The organism is Lactobacillus sp. ESL0791 (genome assembly GCF_029433255.1).
Lineage (GTDB): Bacteria > Bacillota > Bacilli > Lactobacillales > Lactobacillaceae > Lactobacillus.
Genome location: NZ_JAQTHU010000001.1, coordinates 503709 through 528767, shown reverse-complemented (window position 1 = coordinate 528767; position 25059 = coordinate 503709). Strand labels below are relative to the sequence as shown.

Here is a 25059-nt window from a genome sequence, read left to right as displayed (position 1 = left end):
GCTATTTATTAGGCCAATTTTAGTCAAAAAAAGGCAAACGCTTTATTGCATTTTAAATTTATATGGATTAATATTATTTGTAGGTACAAATAATAAACGTTTTACTAAAAGGATGGGCCCAAGATGTACCAAAAAATTGCTGAAAGTATTATCAAAAACATTTTAGACGAAAAATACACTGATAAATTACCTACCGAAAAGGAATTAGGAGAAAAATATCACGTAAGTCGTCATACAGTGCGTAAAGCATTAGATATTGTTTTTACTCATGGAATGATTAAAAGAGTACGAGGAAGTGGTTATTATGTGATTAAGCGTCCGTTAAAATCAAAAAAAGTTTTGAACTTATCACTTATTTTTGAAAAGAATGACGATTATTCGGAAAATGCATTAAAATCAAAAGTTATTAAATTTGATATTATTCATGCAAATAATGAATTAGCACAACGTGGCAATATTGACGAAGGAACTGAAATATACAGATTAATTCGCTTGCGGTATTTCAAAGGTCAATTATATGACCTAGAGGAATCCTACTTTCCACGCAGCGTTGTTCCATTATTAACAGAAAAAAGTGTTTACGGTTCAGTCTTTAATTTCTTGTATGATACATACAAAATTGTTGGTGAAACTTCTGAAGACTACATTCAAATCGGAAATGTAAGTGAGTACTACACCAATTTATTAAAAAAGGACAAAAATGAAAAAGTTTTATACCTAGATGCAATTAATTATTTATCAGGCGGTGTCGTATTCAACTTTTCAAGAACCTTTTTTGCCGATGATGATCTAATTTTATATTATCATACAAAAAATATTGGTTTAAACAATTAACCGTACTAGTTTTTAAAATTATTTTTGTAGGAAAGTAAGGAGAATTATATTATGATGAATAAATTTATGAATTGGCTACAAAAATATGTTATTCCACCAATGACTAAGATCGGTAATAACAAGTATTTGGTTTCTGTTCGTAATGGGCTAGTTTTAACTTTGCCACCAATAATTAGTGGGAGTATTTTTTTGATACTGGGTAATATTCCAATCCCTGCATGGTCAAATTTTATCAAGCCATATCAAAATTGGATAAATGTAGCAGTTAACGGATCTTTTGGTATCATTTCTCTTATAGCCGTTATTGGCATTGGCTATGAGCTCGCAAAAGAATTGAAACTTGATCCAATTACGGGTGCTGGACTGTCAACTATGGCATTTATTATTCTTTCTTTTAACAATAAATATCAAATTGACGTTAACAACTTTTCTTCATCCGGGCTATTTACTGCAATTATCACAGCATTTGTTTCTGTATCAATTTTTAATTGGTTTATCAAGCGAAATTTTGTAATTAAATTACCTGACGGTGTTCCTAGCGCTGTTTCTAATTCCTTTGTTGCATTATTACCTGGGTTTGTAATCTTAGTTTTATTTTGGTTAATTCGCGTTCCTTTCGGAATTGATGTTGAACAGGTAATTCAAGCTGTCTTTCACCCGTTATTGTTCGCCTTAAATTCATTACCAGGAATCCTGGTTTACACATTACTTGTCAGCCTATTATGGGTTTGCGGTATTCATGGTGATATGACATTAGAAGGAATTGCTGATCCAATATTTCTTCAATTTTTAACTGCAAATGGAATTGCATACGCACATCATCAACCGCTGCCTTATATTACATCATCCGGTTTTTCTAGTTTATTTGTTAATGTTGGCGGCACTGGTGCCACTATCACATTAGTTATTCTAATGTTATTCAGTAAGAGTAAAACCTATAAAGAATTAGGCCGCTTGGCTTTCCCAAGTGCACTTTTTGAAATCAATGAACCAGTGATTTTTGGATTTCCAATTGTTATGAACCCAATTACAATGATTCCATTTATATTGGTTCCGCTAGTTCTAGCTACCCTTTCATATATCGTAATCAGCATTGGTTGGGTTTCCGCTCCATCAGCAATGGTTCCTTGGACAATGCCGCCAATTCTTGGCCCATTAATGGCAACTGGCTGGGATTGGCGTGCGGCAGTTTGGTCTGCAATAGAATTAGTTATCGCTGGCGTAATGTATTTTCCTTTCTTTAAGGTCGCAGAGAAACAAATGATTGCAAAAGAAAGCACTGCACCAGAAAAATGATGTTTTTATTATTCGGAGAAACTATAAATGTCTAATTACCGTTTAAATACTACAACCGATATTGAAAAGTTTTATCATCTTTACCTTTATGCTTTTAATGCAGAAGATACACCCATCCGACAAAGTTTTTTTTATGATCGTTGCAAACATGGGCTAGTTTATGGAATTAAGCAAAAATCGCAATTAATTAGTGCGTTATATAGTCTTCCATTTAAAGTTGATTTCCATGGCGTGCAATATTTAATGAATGGAATTGGTGATGTTGCAACTGCACCAGAGAATGCTGGCATGGGGAGTGCAACCAAATTGCTCCAAAACGCATTAGAGGATATGGAAAAAAATAACATAACTTTGTCATATCTTGCACCCTTTTCATATGAATATTATCGACGACTTGGTTATGAGCAAGTATTTAATCACCTTCAGTATTCTCTTTCAAATAAAGATATTCCAAATTTTAAGCCCAATAATAAGAATGGGAAACTAGTACGAGGCTATCTTAAAAACTATTTGTCACAAGTTTCTAACTTTTATTCTTTATATGCTCAAAAAGGCCTAAAAGGCGGATTAATCCGTGCATCATGGTGGTGGGAATATTTAACCATTAAAAATAATTGGTATGTATGTCTTTATTTTAATGAACAAAAAGAAGCAGAAGGTTACGTAATTTATGAAATAACCTCATCAAAGTTAATTGTTAAAGAATTTATTTATTTAACTAACTCTGCTTTTGAAAATTTATTAGCATTTATCTTTAATCATAAAAATACAGTTTTTAAATTTGTCTGGGATTCGCCGGATCCCGTTTATCACGGAGATTTTTTAGCTAATCCAAGCAACTTAAAGGCTGAAATTGTTCCTTACATGATGGTAAGAATTATTAATATTAAAAACTTTTTACTAAAATATCCATACCAGAAGAAAAACTTTAACCCTATTCGGTTAAAAATTGAAGATAAAAATTTAGAAAAAAATTCTGGCATTTGGCAAATATCCTCTACCAATGGAACAGTAAAAGTTAACAAGCTTAATGATCTTTCAACAGATTTGACTGAAAAAATTTCTATTCAAGAATTAACCAAGGCGCTATTTGGGAGCGAAAAGATTAGTAATATTTCAAAGGTTGGTAAAACTTCAATAAAAAAAGAAACTATTCAGGAATTATCACAAATATTAATAAAAACCCCACCTGAAATTACTGATTATTTTTAAATATATAAATAATATTACAAAAAAGCTAAGCGATACTACTTAGCTTTTTTGTAATAATTAGAGCAAATTGATCAAAAGTTGTTGTCTCAATCGTAAAGATTTATCATCTTTCAAGAAAAAATTGTTGTGGATTATTGCCTTACCGTAGAAATCACAGTTGTATCATCAACTCCAGGATTAGCCATAAAAATCTTTTCTTCCTCATTACTAGTTGCAACACAGAAAGTAAATTCAACGTTAGTTGCAATTCCCCACTGTCCCTGCTTGTTCAAAGCAATTAAAGAAATTTCGCCTACTCGACCATAGCGCTTCTTCAGTTTGTGCACAAAAGGATAAACCGTTTGGTCACACGCCGCTTGCGGCGATAATCCTTCAGCCATTTTCCGTACTATTTCATACGATAAACAGCCCTTCATAATATCTTCGCCTAAGCCGGTTGCAGCAGCTCCGCCTACTTCGCTGTCCACATAAAGACCTGATCCAGACAAAGGTGAGTCGCCAATACGGCCGTCCTTTTTCATAAATAAACCGGAAGTCGAGGTCGCTGCGGCCATCGAGCCCTGCTGATCAAGCGTAATCGCCCCGACAGTATCATGACCATTATAAGAAGACATCTTTTCGTTTTTTTCTTTTTGCAGCTTCTCCTGCCACTCCGTTTTAGCTTTTGCAGTCAGCATATTGGTCATTTCACAGCCGCTTAATTGGGCGAACTTCGTTGCCCCAGCGCCAACACGAAAACTATTATAATGCTGATGACTGAGCAGTCGGGCCACCGAAACTGCGTGCAAGACATTTTCAATTGCGGCTACCGCGCCTTGAGCCATCGTGTCGCCGTCCATAAACGCTGCGTCCATCTGCACCACGCCTTCTTCGTTCGGCAAGCCGCCATAGCCGACTGACTTATAGAGCGGATTGGCTTCAACCGTCTTAACTAATTTTTCTACTGCATCGTCTGCTGTGCCTTTACCCTTCAGCAATTTACTAGCTTCATTAATGCCTTCAGCAGCCATGCGCCACGTTGCAATTGTTCCCCATGTCATAATTATTTTATCTCCTTGACTTCTTTCTTTAGAAAAAAATAGATTGTCACATTTTCACGTAAACAATCTATTTATGTATATCTTCACTTAAATGAAAATATCTTATTTCTTCAAACTGCCAGATTGGTATAATTTTTCATACAAATCAACCATCTCACCAGCTAAATCCCTAAACGTAATTGCATTCATCAAGTGATCCTGTGAGTGCACTACAAGCAGGGTAACATTCATGTGGTGGCCCTGCGCTTCTTCAGTCAGCATTCCAGTTTGTGAATTATGCGCCTCAAGCAAAGAAGCATCGGACTCCTTTAATTTGGCACGCGCGCCTTCAATATCACCCTTTTTAGCTAATCTAATCGCTTCAAATGCTAAACTTTTAGCATTTCCACCATTAGCAATCAAGCCCATCGCGGCCATTAAAGTAGCTTCTTCTTGCTCTTCAGGCGTCTTTTCTTTTTTATCTGTCTTTTTTTCGTCTGCCATAAAATTTCTCTCTTACAAATTAGCCGTTCATCAGATCTTCAGCTTGCTTAAGGACCTTGTCGCCCTTCATCATGCCGTAATCTTGCATATTAATGACTGCCAACGGAATATCCTTACCGTCTTTACCAGCGCCTTTTACTTTATTTTCAAAGTCGCCTTTCATGTAACTAACTTGCGGCCCTAAAAGAACGCAGTCAATTTCTTCCTGTTCAATATGCTGAGAAGCGTCTGCTGCAGGACAAGCAAAAATCTTATAGTCAGCTCCTTCATCTTCAGCAGCCTTTTGCATCTTACTTACCAAAAGTGATGTACTCATTCCCGCACTACAATTAAGCATTATTGTTTTTTCAGCCATTATAAAAATTCCTCCTAAGCGTTATCCCACCAAAGATAAGACAACATAAATTATTTATAAGTCAAATTATAAAGTGCTTACACTAAATTGTAAATGATCTTATAAAAACTTTAGTTTTCTTTTTAACACCCATTTGCCCTTATCGATTACCATAATGTAAAGAAAACTCAAGAAAAAATTAGCAATCACGCATATTATTGTTTAGCAACTGCATAATCAGCAACATTTAAATCCTTAGCAAAGCCATTGGCATTTGTAATTGTTAAATTGCTGTTATTATTGGTAAATTTGACCGCACTCGCATCAACGCCATTAACTGCTGCTGCCAATTTAATAATTTGGTTTGCCTCATCTACGGTCAAATTATTTAAATCAGCAACCTGAATCTTTTTACCGTCTAAGGCCTTTTCCGCTTCGTTCAAATTATCAATCGCTTGCTTGATATCAGATAAGGTTGTATTAGCCCCAATGTTGGCACTATTGGCAGCTGTCAGGGCAGTGTCAAACGGTTCTTGTAATGATTTAGCAGACAGCAGATAGGCATCACTCTTCTTAACATCGTTACCATGATCTAGTGCTACTTGTAAAGGCTGCTTATCTGCTGTTGTGGCAATCGTAACATCATTCTTAGCTTCTTCCTGGGTATTTACCGGAACCAGTCTCACACCTTGAACATCACTAATATCTATATCTCTGAGATAACCATTTTTATTATTGGCCATCTTATAGAATAAATCAGCTTCATTCTTGTTTGGCAACCAAATGTACCTTAACTCCGTCACACGTGTCTGTGTCCCTTTCGCTAAAGTATTTATTTTTTGCTTGCTACCCTTGTCGGAATAAACATTGGCCTTGTTGCCTAACGTCACAACCGTGGTCTTGGGATCAACGACCGGCTTATTGTTAATTGGTTCAATTTTATCACCGGTTACAACGCCAATATTATTTTTCTTGATCCACTGATCGTCCCCAGGGTAATTTTTGTCTTTAATCCGGTAATACAACTTACTGTCAATGTACTTGAGCTGATCAACTGTCACCTGCTTATTTTTGGCAATTTTTTTATTAAGACTTTTACCGTTGCCATCATAGATATAGGCATTATGCGTCAACGTTGCAACTGCAATGGTCACTGGTTTAGAATTCACCGGTTTTAATTTTTTCGAGACAGAACCAACATTATTGGCTTTGACAAACTGGTTCTTTTGGTCAGCAATACGGTAGTAAAGGTTGTTGCCAATATATTTTAGCTGGTCAACAGAAATCGTGAGTTTCTTTTTCAAAACCTGCTTGGTTGTGTCGCCGTCGCCATCATAAATATAGGAATTACGTTTTAACTTGGCAGTAGCGGCTTTATAATTAAACGCTTTGCCGTCCACATAACCGACATTAGCTACTTTCACATAGGCACCGCCGCCAATATTATAAAAACTTGTGCCATCAATTGACACCGGCGGCTCGGCATACTTCAAACTTACGCCCTTGCCGATCAAGGTATTTTCCTTACTCCCCATGTAGGTAGACAGCCTCTTACCGTTTTTGTCATAAACATAGGCATTACGGTTCAATTTAATCGTTCCCTTTGCAGACGTTTTTTTATCATCTGCTGCCTGCACGGTAACACCAACATTTTTAGTTATAGTAATCACGGGATCAATAGCCAGCAAAGCCGCAACAGATAACATGATTAGCTTACGCTTCTTTTTCATAAATTAACCTCACATAAAATTAACATCGTTTATTTCTATTATAATCAAAAAACATTTCATCAATGTATCACATTAATAAAATATTTTTAATAATCGTTATTTATATTATAGGTAATCTAGATAATTAAAGCTAGACCTTATTTATTATTTCCAGTCATCATTTTGAGAAAGCGGTAATTTATGCCAATAATCCGCCTTGTTAATCTGACGGCCGCGTGCAATTGCCATGTCATATCTGGCAACATCCTTAGTAATCGTTGAATCAGCAGCAATAAAGGCATGATCAGCAATTTTCACCGGTGCAACCAAAGTTGATCCAGAACCGATAAAGGAACGGTCGCCAACCGTCGTATGATCTTTTTTTACACCGTCATAATTGGCAAAAATTGTTCCGCAACCAATATTAATGTCCTTACCTAAAGTGGCATCACCGACATAGGTCAGATGGCCCACTTTGGTATTGGCACCAATCTTGGCGTTCTTAATTTCAACAAAATTACCGATATGGACACCGTCACCAATCAGTGAATTCGGACGTAAGTGCGAATTCGGGCCCACATCACTGTTGTTGTCCATCTGGGATTGTTCAATTGTGGACGAGGTAACCGTCACGTTGTCACCGATTTTCGAGTCAACAATTCGAGAACCGGCAGTAATGTAACAGTTGCTGCCAATCATCGTTTTGCCCTTAATCACAACGTTGCCCTCAATAATTGTGTCACTGCCGATTTTGACATCAGTATCAATGTAAGCCGTTTCTGGGTCAGCAAAGGAAACACCCATACGCATATGTTCATCATTAATTCGTTTTTGCATAATTTTAGTGGCTTGAGCCAGCGCCAAGCGGTCATTAACACCAAGGCTCTCACTGAAGTCTGGCATCTTATAAGCACCAACACGCTCACCTTGAGTACGCAATATTTCCAAAACGTCTGTTAGGTAATACTCGCCTTGAGCATTGCTATTACCAACATGAGGTAGAGCCGCAAACAATTTTTCATTATCAAAGCAGAAAACACCGGTATTAATTTCCTTAACTTTTAATTCCTCGCTATTGCCGTCTTTTTGTTCGACAATTCGCAAAACGTTGCCCTGATCATCACGGATAATGCGTCCATAACCCAAAGGGGCGGGCGCCTCCGCCGTCAAAACCGTCGCCGCATTGCCCTTTTTAAGGTGATATTCAAATAGATTTTGCAAAGTAGCACTGGTAAACAGAGGTGTGTCACCCGTGATCACCAAGGTAGCCCCCGCTTGCCCCGCAAGCTTTTTGCTGGCAGTCATCACGGCATCGCCGGTACCAAGCTGCTTTTTCTGAAAGGCAAAGTCTGACTTACCTTTGAGCACCTGTTCAACTTCTTCGGCACCCATTCCGACAACCGTGACAATTTTATCCGGCTGCACACCCTGAGCTGCTCCAACCACGTGTTCAACCATAGTTTTACCGCATACCTCATGCAAAACCTTATACAGCTTGGATTTCATGCGTGTGCCCTTGCCGGCAGCAAGAACAACTACAAATTTTTTCATTAATTCAACCTCTTACTCAATTTTAATCTAAATTCAAGTATAACATTTAAGTTACATTTCATCTCTTCCAGAATTAATTGGTTCAATTTTTTTACAACTAAATCTGCTATTCGTCCATTTCCAATTTATTCTTATAAAATAAGTTGAACAAAAAAGCGATAATTAAAGCTACCGTCTTTTTGTGTGTAAAATTTTTATAAATTTATTTACTACAACATATATGCCAATAGCAATCCAAAATACTGATAACAGGATTAGCCCTTTATCATGAATTATAATGCCATAAGCAAATAGTAGCACAAAAAAATCAATGCCCAGAAAGTTTTCATTTTTAAAATTGTCTTGAAATTTTCCATTTAATTACCTTTTTCAATATATTTACTTATTTAAATTTAATAATTGTAGTTCTCAAATCGTTAGTAATAGTGAGGATACGTTTTAGAAGAAGTGAACTGCTATATTAGACTTCTTCGAAAATTGTTTTAGAATTGTGACAATTCATAATTACAAAGTCCACAAATTAAGCTTGCTCTTAATTTAAACCTTCTCCGCCGATTGCGATACTTTTCTGCCATTATTTTAAATGTCTTGAACTTAGCATTAATTTGTTCTACTTTAATCCTGACTTTTGATAATTCATGGTTAAACTCTTTATCTGTCTTGGATAATGGCCGTTTCTTTGATTTCTTAATTGGGGTTGTGCTGTTAAAGTGTAATTTTTTAATTCCTTGATACCCACTGTCGGCAATTATACAGTGGTTACCTATTACTCTCTTACCTAATGAAGTTTGATATAACTTGAAATCATGAACTGCTCCTTTGGCAAAAGCAATGGCAATAATTTGTATCGTCTTGGCAGCAATCACTATTTGCGTTTTGAGTGCATGCTTTTTATGTTTACCGGTGTAGTATTCTTTTTGCTTTTTTTAGGCCTTTGAATTGGTGAGTCGGTCCCATCAACGATTAGATAATCAATCTCCATATCGCTGCCAACCAGTTGTTTACGACCAGGTAAGTTGAACTTGCCGCTTTTAATTAAAACTTCTTCAGTATGAGTAATAATGTCATGAACAGTTGATTCTGCTAAGTGAAAGTTGACAGCTAAAGACTTCATTGTGATATATTCACGATAGTATTTAAGCATGATTAGGACTTTGTCTTCAATTGAAACCTTGCTTTTACGGCCATAATGCGCATGACTGCGGTCATAATCTGCCTTAACCAGGTCACACATAACGGAAAAAGTAGCAGGTTTGACACCAACTAACTGTTTAAAATCCTTAGCGGATAAATTTTTAAAGTCTTCTTGATAGGACAACATTAGGCTTCACACTCCATGAAAGTATTTTATCGCAAAATAAAATAGATTAGTTAGAATAAATTTACTAATTATCGAAGAAGTCCATTAAAAACGGTCAAAATCGGTATGTGCGATAAAACTGCCCGGACGAGCCAAAATAATCTTCTTTGCAGTATCAATTTTACTAATCTTAATAAGCGACAAATAATTGTCAAGTAATTTAACGTGATCAAAGTCTGCTTCACATAAAACGCAAATTCCAGCAATATTGCTGTCAAATTCTTTAGCTAATTTTTGCATCCCGGTTAGGGTACCGCCGGCCATCATATAATCATCAACAAGTAAGACATTTGAATCTTTCTTTAATGCCCGTGTCGGCAGCTCCATCTTGGAAACGCGGTCAATAGATGACGAAATATAATTAACAGACACCGTCGCCCCTTCGGTAACTTTCGAACGTTTGCGGGCAATAACGAACGGTACATTTAAATAATACGCAACTGCTTGGGCTAGCGAAATCCCTTTTGTTTCAATCGTCATTACCACATTAATATTTGAGTAAGCGTAGCGGGTGGCAATTAATTTTCCTAACTTGCGCAAATCGTTGGGATTGCCCAAAATATCCGACAAATAAATAAAGCCGCCCGCCAAGATGCGATTAGAATCCTCAAGCCGAGATGACAGATCCGTCAAAAATTCCTCAGCGTGTTTTTTACCCCAAAACGGAATGTAGCGTACACCACCGGCTGCACCAGCAACTGTTTCCAAGATGCCATCCTGGCGGCTGGCAAGCGTATGCTTTAAAATCGTCAGATCCTCCGAAATAGATGATTTTGCCGCACCGTAACGTTTGGCAAAAAACGGCAACGGGATCAGGACATGGGGCTGCCCCATTAAATACTTGGTCATATCGACTAATCTTTCTGAACGTTTCATAGTTTTCCCTTTCTAATGTTTGCTTTTACCTGTTAATAATATACACTAAAGCGCAAAAAAAGACACTAACATTTTTAAATGTCAGCGCCAAAAGCTAAAGTTATTTCTTAGGCTTCAGCTTCATCATCATCAAACTTTAAACTGATATTTTTAGTCAGCAAATCTGTGTAGCTATATGAAACATGTTTAAAGTTGTTTTGTTCTTGATCCAAATCAACAACAAATACCGCAGGAAAGGTACCTTTCAGAATTCCCCGGCGTCTCGTGATCTTCTTGCGGCCTGCACGCGCAACTACTGTTAAAGGATCACCCAAATGTAAATCTAATTTATGCTTAATGGTAATAATTGATGTTGGCACTACATAACAACTCCTTTAGATTACAATTTTATCATACAAATGCCCTTTTTTCAATATGTTTCACAAAGTAAAATCAAAACAGCACACAACTCATTGAGAGCCGCGTGCTGTTTTGCTATGTGGATAAAATTCAAAAACTATTTCAATTTCTACTTTAAAACTAATTTCTACTTAATAAAACCAACATTATACCAGCCGGTCCACGATGGCCGCTTAGAGTAGCCACTGATTTGATCGTTAACTGCAGTTACCTGATATGAATTATCAACAGGAATTACATAAGCCTCATCAAGCATATTTTTCTGCCATTCATGGAATTTTTCAACCCGATATTTATGGTTAAAGGCCTTAGACGAATCAATCTCCTCTAAAAGACGATTATTTTTCGCATTAACAAACCGTGAATAGTTTGATGGGGCCTTTTCACCGTACAGATCATTCGGCGATGGTTCGCTCGACAATGCCCAACCAGCGATAAACATATCAATTTTCGGATCATCTGACTGAATCTTTTGGTAAAACGAATTAAATTCTGTCAAACGACCACCTAACAGTTTAACATTTAAACCAATTTTATGCCATTGCTGCAGATAATTTTGAATAATCGGCTCTCTTGTGGCGTCACCGCTCATGGCAGCGATCGTAATAGTTAGCGGCTTGCCATTTGGCTGGACGCGCCACTTACCCTTCTTCTTATAGCCAGCCTTATCCAAAATTTCGTTGGCCTTCTTTAAATTGTAGGTGTACCCGGTAAGACTCTTATCAAAATATGAACCAAACTGAGCCGGAATCAAAGTTGGCACTCGGAAACTTAAGCCCTTGGTATAATGCTTATCAACCTCATCGACGTTCATCGCATAACCGATCGCCTGTCGCAATGCCTTATTGCCCATCTTACTATTCGGGTCCATCACATTACGGCCTTGCTTGGCATCCCACTTACCAACTCTTATGCCTAAATAGTGATAAGTTAACGGAATTTTACCAACAAAAGTCACATTTTTCGTGCCTTTGACCTGATCCCACTGAACAGGAACAACATCTGCAACATCGAATTTATGACTCTTAATTGACTGCGAAGCAGTATTTGGCGAAATAACCGAAAGAACAATCTTATCAAGTTTTGGTTTGCCACGCCAATAGTATTTATTCGGTACCCAGGTGATCGATTGCCCCCGGACAATCTTACCAATCTTAAACGGGCCAAAGAAAATCGGGGCTTTACGAATCTGGTCTGAAGACTTCAGCTTAGCAAACGGAACATTTTTCAAATAGTGGTATGGCTCAGCCAATTCCCAGTAATAACCATTGCCGGATTGGGTCATGCCGGGTTTCATTTCTTTAAAATGAATCACGATCTTGCGACCATTTTCCCCGTCCGGCATCTCAATCCCAGAAATCGTCTTCGCCTTGCCAGAATGATATTCAGATAGTCCAACAATGTCGGCCAAACTATTGGTATAACGCTCACTAGCAGTTGCTTTATTAGCAATAATTTCGTAAGGAAACTCCAAATCCTTGGCAACTACCTGCTTACCATCGGACCATTTTACCCCTTGCTTGACCTCAATCGTTGCCGTCTTTTGCTTAACATTCAGACGCAATGTTGCCGGACCGCTGTCGTTAATTTTATAGCTGTCGGTTGTCCCAAACAGACTTTCCGATCCAAACACACTAACGTCACTATCAATCTGACTCATTGATAATTCACCCGAAAAAATTCCGGCAAACGGTGTGTCTGTTTCGTAAGCAAATTTAAGAGTACCGCCCTGTTTGATTTCCTTTTTAGGCATTGCAATTGGAAATTTACTTGCAGTTTTGGCCGCATTATCATCGGCTGCCTTTTTATTATTTCCACAGGCCGCCAAGGCCATTGCTGCCATGCCAACTGTCATTGTTGACCCAATAATTTTTATTTTCTTCAAAATTACCACTCCTGTTATCTTTTAGCTTTATGAAACGATAAATTATAATTGAATTATATATGAAAAAAATATAAAAGTAAATAATTATTTATTAAAATTATTATAAAAATAAAAAGTGCATAAATATCATCTGACATCTATGCACTTAATCTTTCTAATCATGCTTTACCGGCACACTTTGGGCTATTTGGATAAACTGAGCGATTGTCAGTCGCTCCGGCCGAATTCGCGGATCCACACCCAAACTGGTAATCAGTGCCGCCCTTTTAGCAGCATCGGGAACCAAACTTTTTAAGTTATTATTCAGCGTTTTCCGCCTCTGGGCAAAACACATCTTAACCACCCAGTCAAAATGCTTGGTATCCCCAACATCCGGCTTATTCACTAGCGGTGTCAAAACCACCACATCAGAATCAACATGCGGACGCGGAATAAAGGATGAGCTCTCAACCGTCAACGCCACCTTAACATTCATCTCAATTTGAACAGCAATCGACAAGGGACCGTAGGCTTTGCTTCCCGGAGCTGCCCCCAGCCGCTCTGCCACTTCTTTTTGCATCATTAAAGTCAAGCTGGTAAATTTCAGACTGGACTCATTCAAAAAGAAAATAATTGGGGTGGTAATGTAATACGGTAAATTAGCCACAACCTTGATCGGTTTCGTCAAATCGAAAAAACCATCTAGGTCACTTTTAAAGTCAGCCTTTAAAATATCTTTCATCATCAGCTCAAACCGCTGCTTAATCGGCTGCCCATTAACCTTACTCGGCAGCTCCTGTTCCAGAATATCTGCCAAACTGTCGTCTACTTCATAGGCAAACACTTTCGCTCCGGCAAGCAGCAGTTGTTCCGTCAAAGAGCCGATCCCCGGGCCAACCTCAATCACTTGATCGCCTTCATGGATATCAGCCGCCCGAACAATGCCTAAGATGGCATCCAAATCAACTAAAAAGTTTTGGCCCAGAGCCTTTTTTGCTCGCACAAAATACTGGTTAATAATGGCCTGCGTTCTAACCGGAGAGCCAATAGGAATCGTGCTATTCATTTTTTGCCTCCTTCACGACAGCCTGTAACTTGCTAAATGTAATACCGAAAGTTTTCAAACGCTGGAAAAATTGTTTGGAGTTGCCGTATCCAATATTTAAGATTATGCCAACCTGTTCCCGCAGTTTACGCGCATTATGACCTGCACCCAGCCCTAAACTAAGATAATTTTCCTTAGTCAAATCGGTTGGCGTGTCTGTAACTTCATGTAAATCACTCAAGGCCCGGCTTAAAGCAGCTTTAGATGCGTGTTCAACACCCAAGGAATTGCCCCGCTTTTGCGGCTCACCTTCCTTACGCGTGATAAAAGCCTGTTTAGCCGATGGCACGGCCTTTGAGACAATGCGGCGAATTCGTTCACCGTTTAAATCGGGATCCGTAAAAATAATAATCGCGCGTGTTTGCGCCAGTTGCCGTAATTCCGTCAAAACCGTTTTGGGCACATCGGAGCCATTGGTTTCAATCGTTTCAATTCCTGGGAAAAATTGCTTCAGCCGAATCGTGTCATCCTTTCCCTCAACGACAACGACGGCGTTAAATTTTTTCTTAGCTAAGCCCATAAACGCTCACTGTATTGTCGTACGTTGCCTTGGCAACTTCTTCTAAAGGTATCCCCTTCAATTTGCTGATTGCTTGGGCAACATAATAAACATACCCCGGCTCATTTTGCCTGCCGCGATAAGGCTTGGGCGTCAAATATGGCGCATCGGTTTCAACCAGCAGCCGCTCAAGCGGCGTCTGCCGCACCGCTTCATGTACTTCTGTTGCCTTGGTAAACGAGGCCACACCTGAGTAAGAGAAATAAACATTTAAGTCTAAAAACTTATTCAGCCACTGCACGTCACCATTAAAACTATGCAGAATCGCCCCGTATTCCAAATTGCTATTTTTCAAGATCTGATAGCAGTCAGCAAAAGCATCACGCGTATGAATATCAACGGGCATTTTTAATTCATGGGCAAGCTCAATTTGCCTGGCAAAAATCTCCCGCTGCACCTGCCGCGGTGATTCATCCCAATAATAGTCAAGACCAACTTCACCAATGGCAACAACACCCGGTGTCTCAAGTTGGTCAATTAACTGGTCTTCAGCCTTCTGATCGTAATCTTTGGCCACATCAGGACAATACCCCACCATGGCGGAAACATTAGCAAACCGTTGACTCAGTTCAATTGCCCGCCGATTAAACTCTGGATCCTGACCGGCGCAGATAACTCGCGTTACGCCCAGCTTTTGCGCCCGATCCAAGTAAAACTCTTCCTTGCCGCGAAAAAGCTCATCCTGCAAGTGTGTGTGGTTATCAATTAATTCCATTAACTTAATTCGGCTCCGACTTCGTGTTCATCACCGACCAAAGCCAACTTAACCTTGCCATTCTTCTCACTGGATAAGAGCATGCCTTGGCTCATCTGGCCAACCATCTTACGCGGCTTCAGGTTCGTTACAGCCAAAACTTTACGGTCAAGCAGTTCACTGGCATTCGGATAATACTTCCGAATTCCGCTCAGAATCTGCCGTTCGTCACCGTTACCAAAATCAAGCTGAAACTTCAGCAGTTTGCTGGAACCCTGAACCGGCTCAACCGACAAAATTTTCCCAACTTGAATCTTAACCTTAGCAAAATCGTCAATTGTAATTTCATCGTTTTGCTCTTTTTGGCTTCTGCTTTCTTTCTTTGGCTTAGCCTTGGCCATCTCTTCTTTAATGTACTTGATCTCTTCTTCTGGCTCTAGGCGTGGATAGATCGGGGTTGGGTTTGTAGTTACCTTTACGTCCCAAGCACAATCACCAAATGCCAGCTTCTTTTGTGCCTCATTGTTCCAATCAAGACCAAGCTGTTTATACATTTCCACTGGTGTCCTGGTCATGATTGGTGCAATCAACAATGCAACCAGCCGCAGGCTTTCAGCCAAATTTGATAGTACCCGTGATAAATCAGCGGTTTTGCCTTCCTTATTTAAAGTCCACGGGGTCGTTTCATCAATATACTTGTTAGCGCGGCTGATGAACTTCCAGATGCTGTCAATTGCATTCGAAAAATACAGTTTATCCATCTGTTCCCGATAATCCTTGATCGTTTCAGCAGCAGCTTTCTGCAGGTCTTGGCCCAATTCATCCTGCTCTCCGGCAACCGGAGCAACGTGACCGTCTTGGTACTGGTTAATCATGGAAACTGTTCTATTCAGCAAGTTGCCCAAATCATTGGCCAAATCATAGTTCACCCGTTCAACAAAATCTTCTGGGGTAAAAATCCCGTCCGAACCAAACGGCAATGCTTTCATTAAATAGTAGCGCAAAGCATCAACACCGTAACGGTTAATAATTGATTCGGGATAAACGGCATTACCCTTGGACTTGGACATCTTGCCGTCCTTCATCAAAACCCATCCATGGCCAATAACATGCTTTGGTAGCGGCAAGCCCAGCGCCATCAACATAATTGGCCAATAAATCGTGTGGAAACGGACAATTTCTTTACCCACCAAGTGGACATCGGCCGGCCAATATTTTTTAAATAATGAGTCATCATCTGAACCGTAACCAAGAGCCGTAATATAGTTGGACAAGGCATCAATCCAAACATAAACGACGTGCTTTGGATCACTTGGCACCGGAATTCCCCAAGAAACGGTCGTCCGAGTTACCGACAAATCTTCAAGACCCGGTTTCAAAAAGTTGTTGACCATTTCTTTTTCACGTGAATGCGGCAGGATAAAGTCCGGATGAGCCTTGTAATACTGCTGCAGGCGGTCGGCATACTTGCTCATCTTAAAGAAGTAAGACGGTTCCTTAACCAGCTGAACTTCATGTCCGGACGGAGCTTTACCGCCAATAACATTACCGGCATCATCTTTATAAACTTCAGCCAACTGTGATTCAGTGAAGTATTCCTCATCTTCAACTGAATACCAGCCGGTGTATTCACCTAGATAAATATCGCCCTGCTTTAATAGTTGCTCAAAAATTTGCTGAACACCCTTGACGTGTTCCTTATCGGTAGTTCGAATAAACTTATCATAGGAAATATCCAGGCTTTTCCACAGCTTCTTGTAAGTGACAACCATCTTATCAACAAATTCTTGCGGTTTAATGCCTTGCTTCTCAGCCTTTTGCTCAATTTTTAAGCCGTGTTCATCAGTTCCCGTTAAAAAGAACGTGTCATAGCCCTGACTGCGTTTGTAACGCGCCATGGTATCGGCAGCAATTGTTGTGTACGCATTACCGATCGTTAAACGACCGGACGGATAATAGATCGGGGTTGTAATGTAAAAAGTTTTTTTATCAGCCATATTGTTTCTCCTTAGGATTTTTAGTTTTCATTTCATTATACTACATCAGAAAGAAAGAAAAATTGCAGCAGTAAGATTTTTAGCTCCTGAGCAAGATAATCACAGCGCTTTTAGCAAAATTTTCGGTAGCAATTATTTTTTAGCGGTATCATTCATGGTAAAATGATACAAAAAGCAGGTGAATGAGCTTGAAAAGCTTTGATTACCAAACCTTAAATAAATTAGTGATAACCGGGACAATGAATCATAAATTAAACGGGCATTAAGTAAACTTAATAAATCCGGCAGGATTGAACTTATTGGACGTGGTCGTTCTTCAAAATACATTTTAAAAACAAACTAAAAAGGATGCAAATAAGTCGTAATAGTTTTTGAAAAACAGTATCAAAAACTATTGCATCAGTACTTGTGTCCTTTTTGAATGCAAAAAACAAATTAATTATTTACTGTTGCCAAAGAATTTTTTAAACGGATTCCTGCTGATATACGGATTCTTAACGTTGATCCATTCAAAGAATGCCGGTGCATCCAGCTCAACATCAACTCCCTCCGGATTGCCGTTCACTACTTTAGGCGACAAGGCATCCCGGTAAACCTTGGACGGCCGATTATCACCAAAGCGGCTTGTATTTTCATCCAAGGTAGAAATCTTAAAAATCAGCGTATCCGTTTCCTTGTTGTACTTGAAATACTCATTGCTTGAACCAAGATAGAGCTTACGCCACTTTTCCTGGCTTGATTCCTGTGAATCATCATAACGGTGCTCAGGGAAGAAAATCGGGAGTGCCTCATCAACCATCTCATAATAGCTGGCAAAAATGTCCCGCGTGATATGCAGGAAATCAATCTTTCCACCATTTTCATAGTATTCCCACTGTTGGTTTTCATCCTCAATCCTGTCGGCAAAGCGCAAAACAAAATCCTTAAACAAGGTGTTGTCAATCTCTGCCAAAATCTGATTATAAGCAATCACCGATTCTTGTTTATATTTATCATCAAAAACCTTATCATTTTTCAGGTAATAGCTGCGCCGGCGGGCCCTTTCCGGCAGCGTATAACCGTCACTGTTGGTCGTTCCAATAAAGGCGGGATAATTTTCCTGCTGACTATCAACTGTATTCGTGGTATTAACGACCAGATTTTCTCCATAACTGGATTTACTGAAAAATTCGCCCGGAATTTCATCGACTAATAAAGGATAAACATTTGATTCCTGCAGCCAGTTTGATAGCTGCTGCACAGTCTGCGATTTTTTGTTATGCGTTCCCTCAGGCAGAATGGTCGAATAATCCATAAAGTCTGTCACATTTTGGTGAATTGCGGTCATCCGCGAAATAATCCGCAGCAAACTCGACTTGCCTGAATTCGCCGTTCCACCGATAAACAAAAACTGCGGAACATCCTTCTGCTCTTCCTCGGAGCCAGCGTGGTGACGAATAACCGAAATAAACGGAGCAGTGAAGGCATATAAAATCGCCTCATAAACACGGGCACCATAGTCACTATCATATTTAATCGTAAACTGCTCATAGTTTTTCAACAAGTGGTTAATTGTGGCCAAAGAGCGTCTAATTTGTTCTGTTGTCGCATACTTGCCAAACGGAATTAACTTCTTTTTATTAACCGTATCCTGAACAAATAAACCCGATTTCTTGGCTAACAGATCAATTGTGGATTCGTCAAAAACTAGTGATGGCCGTTCAGCTACCGTATCAGCCACCTTTTCTATCCGCTTGACCTGCAGACGTTTAACCACACGTTTCTTCACAGTCGGCTGTGCTGCAATTAGATGCTTGTTATTACGACTGGTGACAAAATCACTGGCCAGTTCATATGACAATTTTTCAGCATTCTGGTCTTCATGTTTTCTTTGGTATTCACTGCTGGTCGGCGATTTTTCATCCTGAATCTGATTGACCACTTCACCGGTATTTTCCGGCAAGATTCCCAGTGAAACACCGTTTTTCAAATTATCAACAGTAGCGGCAACCTCAGCCTGCTGAATTTGCGTTACATCTTGGTCATCAAAAATTGTGGCCGAAACAAGCTGATCCTCTGGCTGCAGATCCTGCAGATCTTTTTTCTTTTTCTTAACAATCTTAAACAGTTCCTGCGGCAGATAATCCGTTAATATCGGGGCTAAGTCCTGCTTATAATGCTTTTCCATCACCTCATACAAAGGGCTATTATCATAGAGCAGTACTTCTTCGAATTGATTAAAGTTATTATCAAAAGCCTGATTAGACAAGTTAGCTGATCCAACAATCACCCGCGTTTGCCCAGTTTGACTATTTTCCAGCAAATAAAACTTCGAATGAATCGAATATCCCGGCTGCGGAACCTTCATCACAAATTTACGATCCAGAATTTCCTGTTTTACCGGTGCACGCAAATTGCCAAAGAATTTCAACGATTCTTTTTTCACGGTCTGCTTGTTGGCATACTTAACCGTTGCCTTGATCAGCTCCTCGTTAGTTGCTGCCTGAATTGAGCCTTCCGGAATCCCCACAACCAAGGTAACTTGCTTGAAGCTTTCCAAATATTGGTTAACAAATTTCGGTGACACAGAATACGTCACGCCAACTAAAGTATCATATTTTTCTTTATCGAAAATTTGGCGAATCGACCACGTGACCGGCTGATTTTCATACAAAACATTGGTTGTCTTGATTTCTGTCATCTGTTATTAACCCCTTTTATAAGCTATTTCTCTGTTCTTCCTGATTGTAACATATTGTCACCCACTAATTTACACTGAATTATTGCCGATAAAAATAAGACCTGCAAACTGTTATTAACAGCTTTGCAGATCTTACTTTCCTCATAATCAAGTGAATAAATTAATTTTTATAAAGAACAGACAGCGAACGAATATAATCATCATCAAGTTTAAAACCATGATCCTCATAGCTGGGTGAAACAGACGGGGACATAATTCGTGAACCTATGCTGCTTGGAAGATGGGCCAACCCGAGTGCATGCCCCAGTTCATGTGCAAATACCCTTTGTAAAAGTCCGTCAGCATCAAAATTGCTGATGATTTTATCGGCATAAATAATAATCTTCGGTGCAGCGGCAGCCTCCGTATCATTTTGATTCAAATAGTCGTTGGCTGTATAAAGTGCCTGCAGATTTTTATTATTGGGGACAGACGACCAAGTTTGGCGGCTTATCCCAACTTCTTTTTTAGGAACACTTGGATCATTTTTCCCATTTTTTTCCGCAATAATAATGTCGGCATACTTGGAACCTGAATTTTCATGCAAACGCACCAACCCAAGATCATTCACCTTATCAATTACTTCTTGATATAAAGCTTGGTGAGCCAGTGAAACACCACTCATATCATAACTAATGTCTAACGACTTATAGCGGCCAGGCTCTAATGAATACTTATTCTTTATCCCACTATTAAAAGTAGAAACCGACGCAACATTTTCAGCCGCATATTTTGAATTTCCATTAGCAACTGCAAAGCCGGCAGAGTCCATGCCGTTACCACTTGATGAACTTGTTGCTAGTGCGGGTTGTGAAGAGCTTTCGCTATTTGGCAGGAAATCTGCTGCAGATGAAAGCGATGATTGTGCTGGTGCATCATTAGATGTGCCACTTACAAAAGCATAGTTAAGCGGTTCTGGGGGTGATAAAATATCTGCTCCAGACTGCGAACTATTGGTATCGCCATTCAAGCCGAAAGATTTTGGTGAATTTGACTTTTTAACGTGCCTATTCTTACGCTTTTTACTTCTTTTATGATGGTGCCTCGATCTTTTTACTTTATGCGAATGTCTCTTAGCATGAACCCTGACCGCCGCTGCAGTTGTCGCGGTTGTTTCCTGCCAAATGCCGCCAATTGCAGTTGTCAAAAACACCAAGGAGCTAAAAATAATTAACAATTTCAGCTTAAACTTCTTCATGACCGTACCTTTCGTCAATTATTCAACGATCAATTTATCAAAATAACAAAAATTATAAAACTATAAAAATTATAAAACTATAAAAATTATTGTATTAAATTAAAAGACAGTATATCACATATTTTTATAAAATTAAGTTAATAGTCTTTGTAACATTGTATTCACGCAACAAAAAAGGCTTAAAGCCGGTAAACAAGCGAATACTAGCTTTAAGTCTTCATAAAAATTATAGTTAAACCTTAGCAAATAGTTTTTTTATAACTACAGACAGAATTAATTTGTTAAATCAAGAATTTTTCATTTTTAAGGTAGAAATGTTTTACCAAAGTTGTCAGCATAATGTAGAGAATTAAGATTCCTAGGATTACCCACATGTAGCTGAGCGGCATTGGCCCAAACTTCAAAACCTTAGCGAGGCTTGAAAATGGAAGCAGCGTTCCGATAATTCCAGCCCCAAAAGTTGCTAAGATAACGGCATAGGTCGCATGCTGCTTGATAAACGGCAACCGGCGATCACGCAGAGCGTGAATAACCATTTCCTGTGTCCACAGCGATTCAATAAACCAGCCGGTATGGAACAAAGCAACAAAGGCAACCTGCTGCGCCGCACTGATTGCGGTAAAACTGCCGCCAACCAGCTGCGGGCAAATTACAAAGTAAAGCAGGGCAAAGGTAATCACGTCAAACACAGATGAGGTGGGCCCAAAATAAAACATAAACTTAGGTAATTTTCTTGTCGACCAGGTCCGCGGCTGCTTCAAATACTCATCCGACATGGTATCAAACGGTAAAGACAGGCAGCTTGTGCCGTAAAGCAAGTCCAAAATCAACAGTTGCAGCGGCAGCATTGGCAGAAATGGCAGGAATGATGAGGCAACCAAGATCGATAAGATGTTACCAAAATTGGACGACAGGGTAATCTTGATATACTTCATCGTGTTGCCAAAAACCTTGCGCCCGATCCGTACCCCCTGCTCAAGAACATTCAGGTCCTTGTGCAGCAGGATAATGTCGGCAGATTCCTTGGCAATATCAACGGCCGTGTCGACAGAAATTGATACGTCAGCTGCCTTCATTGCCGGTGCATCGTTGATCCCGTCACCCATGTAGCCAACTGTGTGTCCATTTTTCTTCAGCAGCTGAATGATTCTGGTCTTGTTTTCCGGATTCAGCTTAACAAAAATACTGCATTCCTCAACCATCTTGGCCAGTTCTTCATCAGTCTTGCCTTCGAGATCGGCACCTGTATAAACGGTATCAACGTTCAAACCTACCTGCAAGCCAACAGTTCTGGTAACGGCCTCGTTATCACCCGTCAAAATTTTAACGGTAATCCCGTCACTCTTCAGCTTAGCCAAAGCATCTTTGGCACTCTCCTTTGGCGGATCAAGGAAGGCTAAAAAACCAAACAACGTTAATTCGGTTTCATCCTTAACCGAAAACTCGCCGACCGGTGCCGGATTCTTTTTATAAGCCACCATGATCACCCGCAGGCCATCATCGTTCATTTGGTCAATTTTCTGTAAAATATCTTTTTTACGGTCTTCGGTCAACGGAGAAATCTTTCCGTCAACTTCTACTTTGGTCGAAACGGCCATCATTTCTTCGGCTGCACCCTTGGTGACCAGCAAGTGCTCACCGTGCTCCGTATCGGAATTGGCCACAACGACGCTCATGCGCCGACGCGTAAAATCAAAGGGAATCTCATCGATTTTATTGTAATCACGCTGAATCTCATTTGTATCCAGCTCATCATTGGCGGCGTCAATCACTGCACCGTCAATCAAATCTCGCATCCCCGTTTGATAGTAAGAGTTAAGGTAAGACAATTCCAGCACGTGCCTAGTTTCTTGCAGATTCAAGTCATAGTGCCGCTCTAAAACAACCTTATCCTGTGTTAGCGTCCCAGTTTTATCGGTACACAGAACATCAGCCGAACCAAAGTTTTGAATTGAATTCATCTTCTTGATAATCGTGCCGTGTTTGGACATTTCAACGGACCCTTTAACGAGGTTAGTAGTCACAATTACCGGCAGCATTTCCGGTGTCAAACCAACGGCCGTGGCAATCGCAAAGATCAGGGCATTAACCCAGTCCCCCTTAGTTAAGCCGTTAATTATAAAAACCAGCGGCGCAATGATCACCGTCATTGTAATCAGCAGCTTGGAGATATTTTTAATGCCGACATCAAAGGTGGTCTGCTTAATATCTTTACGGGAAATTTCCTGTGCCAGCTTGCCGAACATGGTTTTTTCACCGGTAGCAAACACCACGCCGACACCTGATCCAGAAACAATGGTTGTCCCTTCGTAAAGAATGTCTGGATAATTGAGATAATCATTTTCCTGATCGGGTTTTGGACCAACCGTTGCCATCTTTTCCACCGGGTTAGATTCACCGTTAAGTGAACTGGCCGAGCAGAACAGGTCTTTGCTGGAAAGTAAACGCATGTCGGCGGGAACCATGTCGCCGGCACCCAGCTTGATGATATCGCCAACAACTACTTCGCTGGTCGGGGTTTCTGCATCCTTGCCATCACGCCTGATATTCGTCGTGACCGAGACCATTTTTAAAAGTGAATTAACCGCGTTAGATGACTTAATATTTTGCACAAAACTGGTAATTCCAGAAATGAACACCATAGTGATCATAATAATCACGGTACTTAGATCCTTCTGACTGGCCGGGACGAAAATATAGTTAGTAAATAACGAAGCCGTTGCCAAAATCAGCAAAACCAAGGTAAATGGTGTTAAAAATGCCTCCGCCAGAAAGCGCAATTTGGAATCATGTTTGTTTGAGGCAATTTCATTTGAACCATAGTTTGCTCTGTTTTCTTCAACCTGTTTTTGGGACAAGCCGTTGGCACTGGCATGCAATCTTGCTAAAGTTTCTGTTCTGCTTTCTTTAGCAATTTGCTTGACCAGCTGCAAATCCTTGTTGCTTGCGGTCATGCTTGTTTTTTTCAGCATCCTTCCCACTCCTTTTCTTTAAAAAACACAAACAAACTAAAAGGGAATTGCACATTAATTAGGCAATCCCCTTTCCAAACAAGGTACTTTTGGATACTCGTCGTTCAGCTTTAACTCTACGTGACGTAAGCACATGCTAGCTATCTGGATGCCGCCTTAGATCGACGGCAACTACTTGACCCGTTGGCATCTCTGGATGTTTCTGGGCGATAGCGTGTGTTCACGTAGGAATCTCACCTAACAGTTTATTTGTTTATTACGTTAGCAAGTGTAATACGAAAACTCCACTTAAGTCAACATAATTTACTTCTTATTTACGAATTTTTTTAAAAAAGTAAACTAAACCGCTTACTAAAATTGCAAGGGCAAAAGCAATTGGCAACGCCACCCGATTAGGATGGCTTATCTTATCCTGCTCCTGACTTGTCAGGTCGTATTTATCAAGCGCATATTGATACTGCTTATCAATTGTTGTCGCGCAGGCGCGGAAAACAAAGCGCAAGCCCTTGTTAAAGGTTGCTTTGTTAGTGCTGAGCAAATTATTGGTTTCCGCACGAATAATATTGTTTCGGGTGTCAGCAGTAAAAGAACTATGTAAGTCCTTACTCGAATAAATCTGCACGTTATGCTTCTTGCCCTTGATACCCACAACGATGAACACCATGCGCTTGGTTTTATTCAAATGCTTCGGCGTCAGCTTATCAACCCGCTTCACCGTCTGCACAACAATTTGCGGTTGTTCCCTAGTTTGCATGTAACGATCGTTTTTTTCATCAATTAATTGAATTGTCTGTTTATCCAAAAGATGAGCTTCATCTTCGACATTGTAATTTGTTGATGCCGTCAACATTAAACAA

The 25059-nt window shown here is 39.7% G+C and carries 21 protein-coding genes and 1 riboswitch; of the genes, 3 read left to right on the top strand and 18 right to left on the bottom strand.

The annotated features are described in order from the left end of the window. Window positions 1–123: 123 nt before the first annotated feature. The 3 genes from PT285_RS02540 to eis are packed head-to-tail and all read left to right on the top strand — an operon-like array spanning window position 124 to window position 3342. Entirely contained in the window at window positions 124–834 is a 711-nt protein-coding gene (locus PT285_RS02540) for a GntR family transcriptional regulator (RefSeq protein WP_277147638.1), read from the top strand. A 51-nt stretch (window positions 835–885) separates the two neighbouring features. Then, window positions 886–2130 carry a PTS sugar transporter subunit IIC gene (locus tag PT285_RS02535; RefSeq protein WP_277147637.1) on the top strand — a complete coding sequence of 415 codons (1245 nt, stop codon included), beginning with the start codon at window positions 886–888 and terminating at the stop codon, window positions 2128–2130. Between the two features lie 27 nt (window positions 2131–2157). Next, a complete protein-coding gene (gene eis / locus PT285_RS02530) occupies window positions 2158–3342 on the top strand; it encodes an enhanced intracellular survival protein Eis (protein ID WP_277147636.1) in 1185 nt (394 codons plus the stop codon). Between the two features lie 131 nt (window positions 3343–3473). Here eis and PT285_RS02525 read toward each other — a convergent pair whose 3' ends face one another. The 18 genes from PT285_RS02525 to PT285_RS02440 all read right to left on the bottom strand — a co-directional run bounded on the left by PT285_RS02525 (window position 3474) and on the right by PT285_RS02440 (window position 25052). Further along, window positions 3474–4382: a N(4)-(beta-N-acetylglucosaminyl)-L-asparaginase gene (locus PT285_RS02525; protein ID WP_277147635.1), complete on the bottom strand. Its 909-nt coding sequence runs from the start codon at window positions 4380–4382 to the stop codon at window positions 3474–3476. A 102-nt stretch (window positions 4383–4484) separates the two neighbouring features. Next, window positions 4485–4799, bottom strand: a complete 315-nt coding sequence (locus PT285_RS02520) for a PTS lactose/cellobiose transporter subunit IIA (RefSeq protein ID WP_374211486.1) — start codon at window positions 4797–4799, stop codon at window positions 4485–4487. Window positions 4800–4884: 85 nt separating this feature from the next. Beyond that, the gene (locus PT285_RS02515) at window positions 4885–5220 is read right to left on the bottom strand and encodes a PTS sugar transporter subunit IIB (protein WP_277147633.1); all 336 of its coding nucleotides are present in this window, start codon (window positions 5218–5220) and stop codon (window positions 4885–4887) included. Between the two features lie 194 nt (window positions 5221–5414). After that, entirely contained in the window at window positions 5415–6929 is a 1515-nt protein-coding gene (locus tag PT285_RS02510; RefSeq protein WP_277147632.1) for an SLAP domain-containing protein, read from the bottom strand. A gap of 144 nt (window positions 6930–7073) precedes the next feature. Further along, window positions 7074–8459, bottom strand: a complete 1386-nt coding sequence (gene glmU, locus PT285_RS02505; protein WP_277147631.1) for a bifunctional UDP-N-acetylglucosamine diphosphorylase/glucosamine-1-phosphate N-acetyltransferase GlmU — start codon at window positions 8457–8459, stop codon at window positions 7074–7076. Window positions 8460–8941: 482 nt separating this feature from the next. After that, window positions 8942–9325, bottom strand: coding sequence for a transposase family protein (locus PT285_RS02500; RefSeq protein ID WP_277147630.1), 384 nt, complete (start codon window positions 9323–9325; stop codon window positions 8942–8944). After that, window positions 9325–9780: a transposase family protein gene (locus PT285_RS02495; RefSeq protein ID WP_277146803.1), complete on the bottom strand. Its 456-nt coding sequence runs from the start codon at window positions 9778–9780 to the stop codon at window positions 9325–9327. The genes PT285_RS02500 and PT285_RS02495 overlap by 1 nt, the downstream gene beginning before the upstream one ends. An 84-nt stretch (window positions 9781–9864) precedes the next feature. Continuing rightward, window positions 9865–10695: a pur operon repressor gene (gene purR / locus PT285_RS02490; protein ID WP_277147629.1), complete on the bottom strand. Its 831-nt coding sequence runs from the start codon at window positions 10693–10695 to the stop codon at window positions 9865–9867. A 107-nt stretch (window positions 10696–10802) separates the two neighbouring features. Further along, entirely contained in the window at window positions 10803–11054 is a 252-nt protein-coding gene (locus tag PT285_RS02485) for a Veg family protein (RefSeq protein ID WP_277147628.1), read from the bottom strand. A 167-nt stretch (window positions 11055–11221) separates the two neighbouring features. Beyond that, complete coding sequence (locus PT285_RS02480) at window positions 11222–12979, bottom strand: oligopeptide ABC transporter substrate-binding protein (RefSeq protein ID WP_374211457.1); 1758 nt, start codon at window positions 12977–12979, stop codon at window positions 11222–11224. A gap of 154 nt (window positions 12980–13133) precedes the next feature. Beyond that, entirely contained in the window at window positions 13134–14024 is an 891-nt protein-coding gene (gene rsmA / locus PT285_RS02475) for a 16S rRNA (adenine(1518)-N(6)/adenine(1519)-N(6))-dimethyltransferase RsmA (RefSeq protein WP_277147627.1), read from the bottom strand. Beyond that, on the bottom strand, window positions 14017–14583 hold the full coding sequence (gene rnmV / locus PT285_RS02470; protein WP_277147626.1) for a ribonuclease M5: 567 nt from the start codon (window positions 14581–14583) through the stop codon (window positions 14017–14019). Before rnmV ends, rsmA begins: the two co-directional genes overlap by 8 nt. Continuing rightward, the gene (locus PT285_RS02465) at window positions 14570–15337 is read right to left on the bottom strand and encodes a TatD family hydrolase (RefSeq protein WP_277147625.1); all 768 of its coding nucleotides are present in this window, start codon (window positions 15335–15337) and stop codon (window positions 14570–14572) included. The genes rnmV and PT285_RS02465 overlap by 14 nt, the downstream gene beginning before the upstream one ends. After that, window positions 15337–17313: a methionine--tRNA ligase gene (metG, locus tag PT285_RS02460; RefSeq protein ID WP_277147624.1), complete on the bottom strand. Its 1977-nt coding sequence runs from the start codon at window positions 17311–17313 to the stop codon at window positions 15337–15339. Before metG ends, PT285_RS02465 begins: the two co-directional genes overlap by 1 nt. Before the next feature lie 439 nt (window positions 17314–17752). Continuing rightward, window positions 17753–19993 (bottom strand): phospholipase D family protein, encoded by a 2241-nt coding sequence (locus PT285_RS02455; protein ID WP_277147623.1) that lies wholly within the window; start codon window positions 19991–19993, stop codon window positions 17753–17755. Between the two features lie 160 nt (window positions 19994–20153). Next, window positions 20154–21230, bottom strand: coding sequence for a matrixin family metalloprotease (locus PT285_RS02450; protein ID WP_277147622.1), 1077 nt, complete (start codon window positions 21228–21230; stop codon window positions 20154–20156). A 281-nt stretch (window positions 21231–21511) separates the two neighbouring features. Continuing rightward, window positions 21512–24202 (bottom strand): magnesium-translocating P-type ATPase, encoded by a 2691-nt coding sequence (gene mgtA / locus PT285_RS02445; RefSeq protein WP_277147621.1) that lies wholly within the window; start codon window positions 24200–24202, stop codon window positions 21512–21514. Between the two features lie 88 nt (window positions 24203–24290). Beyond that, window positions 24291–24454: riboswitch (M-box (ykoK) riboswitch) on the bottom strand. Window positions 24455–24512: 58 nt separating this feature from the next. Further along, a complete protein-coding gene (locus PT285_RS02440; protein WP_277150579.1) occupies window positions 24513–25052 on the bottom strand; it encodes a TPM domain-containing protein in 540 nt (179 codons plus the stop codon). Window positions 25053–25059 lie beyond the last annotated feature (7 nt).

Coding starts and splice junctions, on each gene's coding strand:
- PT285_RS02535 (WP_277147637.1), top strand. CDS start 886: ATGATGAATAAATTTATGAATTGGCTACAAAAATATGTTATTCCACCA.
- PT285_RS02510 (WP_277147632.1), bottom strand. CDS start 6,929: ATGAAAAAGAAGCGTAAGCTAATCATGTTATCTGTTGCGGCTTTGCTG.
- PT285_RS02450 (WP_277147622.1), bottom strand. CDS start 21,230: ATGAAGAAGTTTAAGCTGAAATTGTTAATTATTTTTAGCTCCTTGGTG.
- PT285_RS02540 (WP_277147638.1), top strand. CDS start 124: ATGTACCAAAAAATTGCTGAAAGTATTATCAAAAACATTTTAGACGAA.
- PT285_RS02520 (WP_374211486.1), bottom strand. CDS start 4,799: ATGGCCGCGATGGGCTTGATTGCTAATGGTGGAAATGCTAAAAGTTTA.
- glmU (WP_277147631.1), bottom strand. CDS start 8,459: ATGAAAAAATTTGTAGTTGTTCTTGCTGCCGGCAAGGGCACACGCATG.
- PT285_RS02515 (WP_277147633.1), bottom strand. CDS start 5,220: ATGGCTGAAAAAACAATAATGCTTAATTGTAGTGCGGGAATGAGTACA.
- PT285_RS02465 (WP_277147625.1), bottom strand. CDS start 15,337: ATGGAATTAATTGATAACCACACACACTTGCAGGATGAGCTTTTTCGC.
- PT285_RS02440 (WP_277150579.1), bottom strand. CDS start 25,052: ATGTTGACGGCATCAACAAATTACAATGTCGAAGATGAAGCTCATCTT.
- PT285_RS02455 (WP_277147623.1), bottom strand. CDS start 19,993: ATGACAGAAATCAAGACAACCAATGTTTTGTATGAAAATCAGCCGGTC.
- PT285_RS02525 (WP_277147635.1), bottom strand. CDS start 4,382: ATGACATGGGGAACAATTGCAACGTGGCGCATGGCTGCTGAAGGCATT.
- metG (WP_277147624.1), bottom strand. CDS start 17,313: ATGGCTGATAAAAAAACTTTTTACATTACAACCCCGATCTATTATCCG.
- rnmV (WP_277147626.1), bottom strand. CDS start 14,583: ATGGGCTTAGCTAAGAAAAAATTTAACGCCGTCGTTGTCGTTGAGGGA.
- mgtA (WP_277147621.1), bottom strand. CDS start 24,202: ATGCTGAAAAAAACAAGCATGACCGCAAGCAACAAGGATTTGCAGCTG.
- rsmA (WP_277147627.1), bottom strand. CDS start 14,024: ATGAATAGCACGATTCCTATTGGCTCTCCGGTTAGAACGCAGGCCATT.
- purR (WP_277147629.1), bottom strand. CDS start 10,695: ATGAAACGTTCAGAAAGATTAGTCGATATGACCAAGTATTTAATGGGG.
- eis (WP_277147636.1), top strand. CDS start 2,158: ATGTCTAATTACCGTTTAAATACTACAACCGATATTGAAAAGTTTTAT.
- PT285_RS02495 (WP_277146803.1), bottom strand. CDS start 9,780: ATGTTGTCCTATCAAGAAGACTTTAAAAATTTATCCGCTAAGGATTTT.